The sequence below is a fragment of the Bradyrhizobium sp. genome (assembly GCF_049581145.1).
Taxonomy (GTDB): Bacteria; Pseudomonadota; Alphaproteobacteria; order Rhizobiales; family Xanthobacteraceae; genus Bradyrhizobium.
Window position 1 is genome coordinate 1 of the sequence record NZ_JBAURI010000597.1, and the last position, 10,937, is coordinate 10,937.

The window sequence follows — 10,937 nt, forward strand, 5'->3', positions numbered from 1 at the left end:
CCACCACCCGGTCCGCCGACGCGATGGTCTGCGGCCGGTGTGCGACGATGATGCGAGTGATGCCGAGCGCTGCGATATGGTGCGACACCCTGGTCTCGGTGGCGACGTCGAGGTGGCTTGTCGCCTCGTCCATGACCAGGACGCGCGGCTCGCGATACAGCGCGCGGGCGATGTGCAGCCGCTGGCGCTGTCCGCCGGACAGCGCGCTGCCCATGTCGCCGACCAGCGTGTTGTAGCCCATCGGCATGCGTTCGATGTCGGCGTGCATACAGGCGAGTTCGGCGCAGTGGCTGACACGCGCCATGTCGATTGCAGGCTCGAAGGCCGCGATGTTCTCGGCGATCGATCCCGCGAACAGGATGTCGTCCTGGGTCACCGCAGCGACATGCTGGCGCACCACCGTCGGACCCAACCGATCGATCGGATGTCCGCCGAATAGCACCTGACCGCCGGTCGGCGCGATCAGGCCGAGCATCATGTTGATGAGTGTCGTCTTGCCGCATCCGGATGGACCGACGATGGCCACCGACTCACCGGGCGCGATCTTCAGGTTCAATCCGTCCAGCAGCATCGGCTCGAACTCGCCATAACGAAAGCGCAGGTCGACGCATTCGACGCTCCAGTCCAACGCGCCAGCGCGCGCCGGCTGCGTCGCGCTGTATTGCTGCTCGGTCGAGGTCAGGACGATGTCGGCGAGGCGATCCACCTGCGTGCCGAGCAGCCGCAGCTCGATGAAATTGTCGATCAGGCTGGTGACGCGGCTGTAGAACTGGTCCTTGTAGGCGATGAAGGCGATGATCGCGCCGAGCGTCATCTCATGCTCGATCACCGCCTTCATGCCGAGCCAGAAGATCAGCACGCGCTCCATCGAGCCCAGCAAGCCGTTGGCGGTCCGGTACGACAGCTTGAGCCGCTGGGTGCGGACGGCCGCGTTGGTGGCGTCGACCGCGAGCGACAGCCATTCGGTCTTGCGGCCATCCTCCTGCAGGAACAGCTTCACGGTGCGCACGCCGCGGATCGTCTCCATCAGATGCGATTCCAGGCGGGCGCCGGTGATGATCCCCGCTTCGAGCGCCCGGCGATAGGGCACGACCTGCAGCGCGCGGAACGCGCCGTAGAGCAGCATGATCGCTGCCGCGAGCAGACACAGTTTCCAGCTGTAGAGCGCCATCAGTCCGAGGGTGACGAACGACATGACGCCGTCGAACATCGATTCCACGAACATCGTGTTCAGCGCGCCGGCGATCGCGTCGGTGGCGTGGAATTTGGAGACGATGTCGCCGAGATGCCGGGTCTGGAACCAGGCCAGCGGCAGCCGCACCAGGTGGCCGAGAACCGAGCTCTTCCACTGCAGGCTGAAGGTCGAGCTGGTATAGGTGATGAACCAGCCGCGGAACGTCGTGAACACCAGTTGCAGCAGCAGCACGATGGTCATGCCGACGACGAGCAGCGTCAGGAGGTCGGCATCGCCGAGCGCCACGACGTTGTCCATCGCCCATTGGGTGAAGAACGGCACCAGGATCGCAAGCAGCTCCAAAAGCACGCCGATCGCAACCAGGTTCAAGAGATAGCCGAGCGCGCCGCTGATCCGACCGGTGACGTCGAACAGGCCGATGCGCTTTCGCTGGTCGCCCTTGGCGAACGCGGTGGACGGCCACAGCTCGAGCGCGACACCGGAGAACGCCTTGTCGACCTCCATCCACGGGATCAGCCGTTCGCCGGAGGCGGGATCGTGGATGCGCAGGCCTTTGCGGGTAACCTGGCGCAGCACGACGAAATGATCGAGGTTCCAGTGCAGCACGGCCGGCAGGCGCAGCTTGTCGAGATCAGCGAGTTCGAGCCGCACCGCCCGCGCGTCCAGACCGAGCGGGGCTGCCATCTTCATGATGTTGGCGAGCGTCAGGCCGCGGTTCGAGGTGGCGTGGCGCGCGCGGATCGCCGCGGGATCGGTGCGCAGGCCATGGAACGAGGCGACCATGGCGAGACAGACGAGACCGCATTCGGCGGCCTCGGTCTGCCGCAGCACCGGCAGCTTTGGCGCAAAGCCGAAATTCAGTCGTTCGGATATCTGTTCGAGACCGCCGCGCGCCCGATCCTGGCGGTCGGCCGCGCGCAGGACCGCAGCCGTCCGCCAGCGGCGCGCTGTCCTTCGGATCGCGCGCTGCGGCCATGACCAGTCGCGTCCGCCGATCGCAGCGACGATCAGGCGAAGCCGCGCGGGAAGCCGGGCGATGCGGACTGGGCGGCCCATCCGGGTCGCGTATCCGCGTCCTTTGACTCCGATCGCCGCGGTGACGGCGCCGAAGCGCGCGCGGCCGGACACTGCGCCCCTCCGCAGCGATCGATTGACGCGTGACAGGCCGCGCGCCAGTCGCCGGCCGATTGGTCTGAGCTCAATGTGCATCGGCCGCTCCGCTGGACATGGAGACGCTGCGGACGCTGAGCAGGGGCTCGAGCATCCATTCGTAGATCGCGCGGGTCTCCTGCAGGACGTAGGCGTCGACGGTCATGCCGGCCTGCAATGGCGTCTCTTGACCATAGACCTCGATGGCCTGCCGGCGCGGCTCGACCACGATCCGGTACAGCGGCTCGTTCTGGTCCTGCTGCGGCAGGTTGAGGGAGGCGAGTTCAGCCGCCGACAGCGCGGTGCGCGCAATGGAGCGCACCCGGCCTTCCTGCTGGCCGAACTTCTGGTAGGGAAAGGCCTGGTAGCGCAGGTTGACGCGCTCATCCGGCTTGATGAAGCCGATCGCCCTGCTGGGCGCGAACAGATGAACCTGCAGCGCCGCGCCCTCGGGCTGGATCACGGCCAACGGCTGGCTCGGCATCACGGATTGGCCGAGCGTCGCCAGGTCGACCGAGAGCACGCCGCCGGCCGGCGCGACGATGACGTTCTCGCCTCGCGTCTCCGATTCGGCGAGCTGCTGATCGAGCGCCGACAATTCGCGTTGCAGCCCGCTGATCTCGTTGCGCTGCTGCAGCGGCTTCTCCGCCATATCGCTGTCGAGGCCGGCGATCTCCTCCGTCAGTGTGGCGCGATCGAGCCGCAGCCCGGACAACTGCGTGCGCTGGTCGAGCAGTCCGAGTTCGACCTGTTCGCTCTGGTCGACGGTCCCGAGCTTGCGATCGGCGAGGTCCTTCTTGCGCTCGAAGATCGCGCTGCGAAGTTTGATCGCTTCCACCATGGTGGCGATCTTGTCGTCGAGCAGCGTCCGCCGCTGGATGGCTTCCTGGCGCCGTATCTGGATGCGGGCAAGCTCGGCTTGCTGGATGCCGCGTGTCTTCTCGATGGTGTCGGCCATTTTCGCGCGCCGGTCACGCAGCGACGCGGTCGCCTGCGCGTAGAGCGGCTCCTGCTCACGGCCCTCGCGGTCGGCCGACAGCACGAACAGCGGCTGGCCCTTGGCGACGTGATCGCCGGCCTTGATGCGCTTCTCCACGATGATCCCGGGTTGCGGCGCGAACACCCGCAGGATGCCTCCTTCGGGGACCAGATAGCCGGAGATCGCGACCGCGCGGGTGTAATGCCCGAATATGATCAGGATGATGAAGCCGGCGCTCAGCGCCGCCGATGCCGCCGATACCGGCCGGGTCCAGCGGGAATAGTTCAACACGGTGCCCGACTGCTTGGTGAGCCTGTGGCGCAAGGCCCGGTCGCGAAACAATTGCGGCATGAATCAACTCCGCATCAGCAGGCTGCGTCCCTCCCGAAGGCGGGGAGACCTGCCGAAAACTAATCAGATGCGAGCCGGTCGCGCGGCAACTGCGCGACGTCTGATCGGCAACGTCACATGGACGCCGGTGCAGGACCACGAGGCAGAGCGTTGCGGGTCATGTCGATCTTCCTCATCAACAGTTCAGCAATAAGTCGACGATTAGTCAGGATCCATTTCCGTGGAGTAGTTGATGACTTCAACTGCAAGGCGCGAACCGGAAAGCCTGGATTAGTTTGCATCAGGTCTCGTATGACTGCGTCTCTACTTGCATGATTTCTGCAGAATACTGAAAAAATGAGACTCGACTGCGCCGGATGCGCGGCAAACAGAAGGAGAAGTATCCGGTTCCAAATGAACAGATTTGCAGCTTTGCTGCGCACCTCTGCATGTCGCGCAAACTCGTCCGCGAGACAGTGGGTGCAGGAGGGCCGGCGCGAGGGTGTGTGGCGCGCACCCGTTCATCGGGAGCAGTTGCCCGCGAGCGAACCCGGTCGCGGGCGGGACCGGCCACCGTTACGGTCGCCCGATGTCCATGAACGCACGGCGTTGCAGCCGAAATCGCAGCCGAACCGTTATTGGTAGATCAATCCGCCTTCGAGATTGCCCGTGAAGCCGCACAGTCTCTGCAGCGCTTCGAATAATTCGCCGGCGTCGGCGCATTTCCGGATGATACGCATCGCGCCCGCTTGACCGGGGACCGGCTCGCTCAGCCTTCGCCGGATCGGCTCGCTGAGCCGCCGCCCGCTCTGAACGATCACCGGAATGCTTCTGGTTTGCGGTGTGCTGCGCAATCGCGCCAACAGATACTCGGCGTTGCTGTTGGGCATGTTGTAATCGGTGACGATGACGCTCGGCTGCTCGCGCCGCGCCTTCCAGTAAGCCTGCACGCCGTCGGCCGCGTACAGAAGGTCTGCGCCCAGGTTCGCGAACCGATGGAAGAATAATCGCTTGACGGCGATATCGTCGTCCACCAGCAGGACACGCGGACGTTTCCTGATTTCAGGACTGGCCGATCCGTCCCCCGACCGGGCGATTGCGGCCGCGTGCTCGGGATAGAGCATGACAAGGCCGGTTTCGAACTCGGTCCAGAAATTTCGTCCTTTGTGGATGCAGGAAACGTCGAACCCCTCGCACCTCTCTGCAATTTCGAAGCCGGGACTTCCGGTGACGACCATGACGTGGATCGGCTTCCTGACGATATCCCGCAGATAGGCCAGGGTCATGAGGCCGTCCACTTCGGGCATGTGGACGTCGATGACAAGAATGTCCGGCGGCTGCTCGCCGGCTTTGATCAGCACCTGGAGTCCGTTGCTCGCGGTTTCGACGTCGAAACCCAGCCGGGCGCACCGGTCGGCGACCACACTGACGACACAGGGATCGTCGTCGGCAATCAGGATCCTCGGCACAGGCTCTTTTGACGATTTTCCCATCTCGCGCACCTCCGTGCACCCGGCCGTTCGTTTCTCAACCGAGGATCGTACGGTCAGGACCGGCCATGTCGATGCTCGTTCAAGCTTGTTGCGCCGGTATCCGGTATCGATCGCCCGCGGCGACTTAATGAGGCGATAAGGATCGTCCAGGTACGAATACGTAACCGCCGCATACGCCACGCATACGCCGGGGATCGCGTCGGATCGATCGCCGGGATGGCGGCGAGGGCATTTTGGGTCAAGGTCCGACCGCGCCAAATTCAGCGTTGGGAATCGCCCGATCCATGTCGCGAATCCGACGATTGCCCGAGCCGTCGTCACGACAAGACCGTCGTCGATCAGCTAACTCCCTTGACTTGCTCATCCATTCCGGCTGGCACGCGGCTTGCTCAAGGCTTGTCGGGTGCTTCGCTGGCGTCCCGATCGGCGTTTGAATAAAGCCACAATTCTGCACGTGCCACCTCGTTGTCCGGCGCCGCCCTCGTTGAGGCGCGCGCAAACCGACCCAAAGCGTCACCATAGGAGCTTGCCATGAGCAACGTCACATTTTCATCCCCGGTGATGGCACGGGACGTCACCGTCTATGCCGTGGCCGGCGACCGCGGCACCATTCTGGCGGTGGCCAAGGCCCACAAGATCCCGATTCCGTTCGATTGCCAGGATGGCGAATGCGGTTCGTGCCTCGTCGAGGTCAGGCATCTCGCACCTGGCAAGACCACCAAATACGCCATTGCGTTGACCGAGAAGGAGAAGGAACTGCTCCGCCAGCTCGGCAAGATCACCAAGGATGAAATCTACAACGCCGAGGTCAACGATATGCCGCCGCGTTACCGGCTGGCCTGTCAGTGCTTCGTGCGCAACGAGGACATCGTCGTCGCCTTCGCGGGCGATGAGACCTTGCCAAAGGAGGCTCCGCACCTGACGCCGGCCGCCAAGGTCTACAAGGGCGGCGTGCAGATCGCCTCGATCGAGGAGTTTCACGGCTTTGCCGTCAAGGTCGAACGGGACGCCGCGCTTCATTACGACCAGCTGTCGACGGCGATGGCCGATTGCGGCAACCACGAGGTGGCGAGATTGTTCGCGCAGCTTGCCGGCTTTTCGCGCCTGCATCTCGCCGAAGCGCAGAAACGCGCCGCGGCGGTCGACGTCGAAAAGCATATCCCGCCGGACTACGCCTGGCCCGACCACGAGACGCCGGAACGCACGGCATTGTGGGCGGGCGATCCATTGATGTCGCGTCTCGACGCGCTGCGGGCGGCGCTGGTCGGCGAGAAGCGAGGATATGAATTCTATTATTCCGTCGCCGGCATCACCAAGGATCCGGAGATCCGCGCCGCGGCGAAGGAGTTCGCGGGCGAAGAAGCCGAACATGTCGAAGTGCTCGAGGCCTGGATCAAGCGCGAGGAATGGCTGCAGAAGAATCCGTTGCCCTCGCTTGCGGAGCCGGTCGCCGACTAGCGGGGACCTGGAGTGTTTTCCGATTACGTTGAACCGGAAAACACGCTAGTTGTTCTTCATTGGTCGCATTTTCCCGGGGAAGGCCGGTGTCCGCCCTTCCGGAAAAGGCTCTGAGCAAAGGAGCAGCTGCAATGGACTCTGTTGAGGAATTTCTCGCCTACGCCATCAAGCTGGAGGAAGAAGCGACGCTGCGCTTCGGCCAGTTGGCCGACGTCATGCAAAGCTACGGCAACAAGGACGTCGGCTCGCTGTTTCGGCGCTTGTCGGATTACTCCCGGCTGCATCTTGCCGACGCCCGCGCGCGGTCCGGATTTCGCGACATTCCCGTGATGCATGCCGATGCCTACAAATGGCCCGATGTCGAAAGCCCGGAATCGGCGGCGATCTGGGCCGCCGATCCGTTCCTGGCCAAGAGCGAAGCGCTCGATATCGCGCTCACCAGCGAGACGGCGGGCTACGAATTCTACAAATCCGTCCGAGACAACACCGATGATCCGGAGATCCGGGTGCTCGCGGCGGAATTTGCCGCCGAGGAAGTCGAGCACGTGAACTGGATCAGGCAATGGATCGAGGACGAACGCAATAATGGCGGCCCGTCGGAGGCGACATTGCGCGGGACCATGTTGTCGAACTGACCGGCTGCCGCTTGGCCGGGCGGCCCGCGCTTCCGCCGCCCCTGCGGCTCAGCGCTGCCGCGCCGCGGCCTTCCTGCCGCGCGAACCGGACCTTGCCGGCGCCGGCGCACAACAGGCCGCGGTGTCGGCGGCGACCATGTTGCAAAGCTCCGGATGCCCGTCGCAGCAATCCTCGACCAGGAACGCGATCACCGCGCGCATGCCCGCGACGTCGGCGCGATAGATGATGCTGCGGCCCTCCCGCGAACTGCGCAGCAGCCCGGCGCGGACCAGGATCGCCAGGTGCGTCGACAGCGTGTTGTGCGGCGTGGCGATCGTCTCTGCGATGGTGCCGGCCGCGATGCCGATTGGCTCATGCTTCATCAGGAGGCGAAAGATCGCAAGCCGCGTCGGCTGGGCGAGCGCGGACAGGGCCGAGATCGCATGCGCCTCCGGGAACGAATTCCCGGTTATGACCGCGCCGGCGTGGCTTGCGACTGCGAGCATGGACTTCCGCATCGATGCGTCCTCAATCCGTCCTGTCGGTTGACCGAACCTTGCCGCTCTCGACCACTTCGCCATCCTCCTTCACGAACCGTCCGATCTCCGGATTGGGCAGGATGTCGAGCACGGCCTCCGACGGACGGCAAAGCCTGACGCCGATCGGTGTCACCACGATCGGCCGGTTGATCAGGATCGGATGCGCCAGCATCTGGTCGATCAACCGGTCGTCGGTCCATTTGCGATCGTCGAGGCCAAGAGCCTGGTACGGCGTGCCCTTCTCGCGCAACAGCGCGCGCACCGGGATGCCCATCGCCGCGATCAGCTCCGCAAGCCTGTCGCGCGAGGGCGGCGTCTTGAGATATTCGATCACCGCAGGCTCAACGCCGCTCTGCCGGATCATGGCCAGCGTGTTGCGCGAGGTGCCGCAATCGGGATTGTGGTAGATGGTTATGCTCACCTGCGCGCCTCGGCGACGGATGCCGGATTCCGCGCGCCGGCTTCGTACCAGCCGCGTGTGGCCTTGACGATACGCACGACGGAAAGCATCACGGGAACCTCCACGAGGACGCCGACGACGGTTGCGAGTGCGGCGCCAGAATCCAGACCGAACAGGCTGATCGCTGCCGCAACCGCAAGTTCGAAGAAATTGCTGGCGCCGATCAGCGCAGCCGGCGCTGCCACGCACCAGGCCACGCCGAAATGACGGCTCAGCCAGTAGGCGAGACCGGCATTGAGATAGACCTGGATGACGATCGGGACGGCGAGAATGGCGATCACCCCGGGCTGGCGAATGATCTGCTCGCCCTGAAATCCGAACAGCAGGACCAGCGTAGCCAGCAGGGCGACCAGGGACGCAGGTTGAAGACGCCTCAGCGTCGTCCCAAGGGCATCGCCGCCCGAGCGCAGCAGGGCCGCGCGCCAAACCTGGGCGACCAGAACGGGGACGACGATGTAAAGCAGCACCGAGAGCAGCAGCGTCGACCATGGCACGCTGATGGACGCCACGCCGAGCAGGAGCCCGACGAGAGGGGCGAACAGGAACACCATGAGAACGTCGTTCAGCGCCACCTGACTGAGCGTGTAGTTGGGTTCCCCTTCGCAGAGGTTCGACCAGACGAACACCATGGCCGTGCAGGGCGCCGCTGCCAGCAAGATCAGTCCGGCGATATACGAGGCGATCTGCCCGGACGGCAGCATCGGCGCGAAGACGTGACCGATGAAGAAGGTGCCAAGGATCGCCATCGAGAATGGCTTCACCGCCCAATTGATGAAGAGCGTGACCCCTATGCCGCGCCAGTGCTCGCGAACCTTGCCGAGCGAGCCGAAATCGATCTTCAGCAGCATCGGAATGATCATCAGCCAGATCAGGGCCGCGACCGGCATGTTGACGCTTGCGATCTCGGCGGCGGCAATCGTGCCGAAGAGGCCGGGCATCACGTGTCCAAGAGCGACGCCCGCCGCGATGCAGAGGGCGACCCAGAGCGTCAGATATCGTTCGAATGTGTTCATGGGGTCACGCTACGTCCGCGCCGGGAGGATGAGGCAGCTTTGCTGCGGCCGATCTCGCGCAGCCTGGTGCCGGCAGCGCTTCCGCCATGATCGAGCGGGCGCTGCTGCCGGTGCACAGGAACAGGACGTTGGAAACCTGGTCCGTCATCGGCCTCGTGTCCTGTAAGTCGATATGTCGAGACTTATCGAAATATTGCACGACGGTCAAATGGAAAATCGAGCTTGTATTTCGAATATTCTAGAATTACGGTTTGATCTCCTGCAAACCGGAGACGTCGTGAGGCCGACATGAAGCTGGACGATGCCGCGACCCATCTCGAAGCGCTGGGCAATCCGACCCGGCTCAAGATCTACCGCGCGCTGGTGCGTGCGGGCGAGGCCGGCATGCCCGTCGGCAAGCTGCAGGACCGGCTCAGGATCGCGCCCTCGACCCTGTCGCATCACATCAAGACGCTGGTGACCGTGGGCCTCATCTCGCAGGTGCGCGAAGCCACCACCCTGGTCTGCCACGCCAACTACGCGACCATGCGCGATCTCGTCGACTTCCTGGTCGCCGAATGCTGCGCCGACGAGGTCGCGTGCAAGGACGCCAAGACGGCGGCATAGGCCTCGCGGCACGCCAATTTCGATAATTCCGGTTTGATGGGAGAAATGAATGAACGAAGCCAAGACGGTCGCCATCATCGGAGCCGGGCCTGTCGGCCTCGCCGCCGCGGCCCAAGTGCTCGAACGCGGCATGACGCCAGTCGTGCTGGAGGCGGGCGCCGAGCCCGCGCATGCGGTGCGCCAGTGGCAGCATGTGCGATTGTTCTCGCCTTGGGAGTACAACGTCGACAAGGCCGCCGGGCGGCTGCTGGCTGCGACCGGCTGGAATTCGCCGGACCCAAAGGTCTATCCGACCGGCGCGGAATTGATCGAGCGCTATCTCGATCCACTCGCGACAAGGACGCCGCTGCGAAATCACATCCTGCGTTCGAGCAGGGTCACCGGCGTAAGTCGCCAGGGCTTTGATCGGCTCAAGACCAGGGGACGCGAACTGGCGCCCTTCGAGATCCGATACCGAAACGCGGATTATCCTGACGGATTGGGGGAAAGGGTGACCCGTGCGGACGCCGTCATCGATGCGTCCGGGACCTGGTCGACGCCCAGCCCGGCCGGCGCCAACGGGCTCAGCGCGATCGGTGAGAAAGACGCCGCCGAAAAGATCGCCTACGCGATGCCCGACGTTCTCGGGACCAGTCGCGCGCGCTACATCGGCAAGACCGTGGCGGTGCTGGGAGCGGGTCATTCGGCGATAGGTACGCTGATCGATCTCGCGGCCTTGAAGGACCAGCATCCGGAAACCGGGATCATCTGGCTGCTGCGCGGCGAGAAGCCTGAGCAGGCCTTCGGCGGCGGCGCCAATGACAAGCTGGCGGCGCGCGGCGAACTCGGATCCACTTTTGCGGCTCTGGTCGCGGCAGGCAAGATCAGGGTCGAGCCGGCCTTTCGTACCACTCACATTGCGATCCAGGACGGACGGTTGAGGATCGCTGCGGGGTCGGCTTGCTGCGGCCGCAACGTCATGGCCGACGAGCTCATCGTCGCCACGGGATTCCGCCCCGAGTTTGAATTCCTGCGCGAGCTGCGCATTCAGCTCGATCCCGCGATCGAATGTCCGGTTGCGCTGGCGCCGCTGATCGACCCGAACGAACACAGCTGCGGTA

The 10,937-nt window shown here is 64.3% G+C and carries 11 protein-coding genes; 4 read left to right on the forward strand and 7 right to left on the reverse strand.

What is annotated here, in order from left to right; translation table 11 throughout:
• The 3 genes from WCB02_RS19715 to WCB02_RS19725 all read right to left on the reverse strand — a co-directional run.
• Window positions 1-2,323, reverse strand: a 2,323-nt coding sequence (locus WCB02_RS19715; RefSeq protein WP_423960619.1) for a peptidase domain-containing ABC transporter, incomplete at its 3' end; no start/stop codon positions are given.
• Between the two features lie 70 nt (window positions 2,324-2,393).
• Entirely contained in the window at window positions 2,394-3,674 is a 1,281-nt protein-coding gene (locus WCB02_RS19720; RefSeq protein ID WP_423960621.1) for an HlyD family secretion protein, read from the reverse strand.
• A 614-nt stretch (window positions 3,675-4,288) separates the two neighbouring features.
• Entirely contained in the window at window positions 4,289-5,146 is an 858-nt protein-coding gene (locus tag WCB02_RS19725) for a response regulator (RefSeq protein ID WP_423960622.1), read from the reverse strand.
• A gap of 531 nt (window positions 5,147-5,677) precedes the next feature.
• Between WCB02_RS19725 and WCB02_RS19730 the strand changes: the two genes are divergently transcribed.
• Together WCB02_RS19730 and WCB02_RS19735 are read left to right on the forward strand one after the other, a co-directional pair.
• Entirely contained in the window at window positions 5,678-6,604 is a 927-nt protein-coding gene (locus WCB02_RS19730) for a 2Fe-2S iron-sulfur cluster-binding protein (protein ID WP_423960623.1), read from the forward strand.
• 131 nt (window positions 6,605-6,735) lie between these two features.
• Window positions 6,736-7,239, forward strand: a complete 504-nt coding sequence (locus tag WCB02_RS19735; RefSeq protein ID WP_423960624.1) for a ferritin-like domain-containing protein — start codon at window positions 6,736-6,738, stop codon at window positions 7,237-7,239.
• 48 nt (window positions 7,240-7,287) lie between these two features.
• Here WCB02_RS19735 and WCB02_RS19740 read toward each other — a convergent pair whose 3' ends face one another.
• The 4 genes from WCB02_RS19740 to WCB02_RS19755 are packed head-to-tail and all read right to left on the reverse strand — an operon-like array spanning window position 7,288 to window position 9,379.
• Window positions 7,288-7,737 (reverse strand): ArsR/SmtB family transcription factor, encoded by a 450-nt coding sequence (locus WCB02_RS19740; protein ID WP_423960626.1) that lies wholly within the window; start codon window positions 7,735-7,737, stop codon window positions 7,288-7,290.
• A 10-nt stretch (window positions 7,738-7,747) separates the two neighbouring features.
• Complete coding sequence (arsC, locus tag WCB02_RS19745; protein ID WP_423960628.1) at window positions 7,748-8,179, reverse strand: arsenate reductase (glutaredoxin); 432 nt, start codon at window positions 8,177-8,179, stop codon at window positions 7,748-7,750.
• Window positions 8,176-9,231, reverse strand: coding sequence for an ACR3 family arsenite efflux transporter (gene arsB, locus WCB02_RS19750; RefSeq protein WP_423960630.1), 1,056 nt, complete (start codon window positions 9,229-9,231; stop codon window positions 8,176-8,178). Before arsB ends, arsC begins: the two co-directional genes overlap by 4 nt.
• A 4-nt stretch (window positions 9,232-9,235) precedes the next feature.
• Window positions 9,236-9,379: a hypothetical protein gene (locus WCB02_RS19755; RefSeq protein ID WP_423960632.1), complete on the reverse strand. Its 144-nt coding sequence runs from the start codon at window positions 9,377-9,379 to the stop codon at window positions 9,236-9,238.
• Between the two features lie 140 nt (window positions 9,380-9,519).
• Between WCB02_RS19755 and WCB02_RS19760 the strand changes: the two genes are divergently transcribed.
• Window positions 9,520-9,837 carry an ArsR/SmtB family transcription factor gene (locus tag WCB02_RS19760; RefSeq protein WP_423960634.1) on the forward strand — a complete coding sequence of 106 codons (318 nt, stop codon included), beginning with the start codon at window positions 9,520-9,522 and terminating at the stop codon, window positions 9,835-9,837.
• A gap of 49 nt (window positions 9,838-9,886) precedes the next feature.
• Window positions 9,887-10,937: NAD(P)-binding domain-containing protein (locus WCB02_RS19765; protein ID WP_423960635.1), on the forward strand; the 1,051-nt coding region annotated here is incomplete at its 3' end.

What these genes read in the sequence shown, in the direction of transcription:
- WCB02_RS19720 (WP_423960621.1), bottom strand. Translation starts at nt 3,674, where the DNA reads ATGCCGCAATTGTTTCGCGACCGGGCCTTGCGCCACAGGCTCACCAAG.
- WCB02_RS19725 (WP_423960622.1), bottom strand. Translation starts at nt 5,146, where the DNA reads ATGGGAAAATCGTCAAAAGAGCCTGTGCCGAGGATCCTGATTGCCGAC.
- WCB02_RS19730 (WP_423960623.1), top strand. Translation starts at nt 5,678, where the DNA reads ATGAGCAACGTCACATTTTCATCCCCGGTGATGGCACGGGACGTCACC.
- WCB02_RS19735 (WP_423960624.1), top strand. Translation starts at nt 6,736, where the DNA reads ATGGACTCTGTTGAGGAATTTCTCGCCTACGCCATCAAGCTGGAGGAA.
- WCB02_RS19740 (WP_423960626.1), bottom strand. Translation starts at nt 7,737, where the DNA reads ATGCGGAAGTCCATGCTCGCAGTCGCAAGCCACGCCGGCGCGGTCATA.
- arsB (WP_423960630.1), bottom strand. Translation starts at nt 9,231, where the DNA reads ATGAACACATTCGAACGATATCTGACGCTCTGGGTCGCCCTCTGCATC.
- WCB02_RS19755 (WP_423960632.1), bottom strand. Translation starts at nt 9,379, where the DNA reads ATGACGGACCAGGTTTCCAACGTCCTGTTCCTGTGCACCGGCAGCAGC.
- WCB02_RS19760 (WP_423960634.1), top strand. Translation starts at nt 9,520, where the DNA reads ATGAAGCTGGACGATGCCGCGACCCATCTCGAAGCGCTGGGCAATCCG.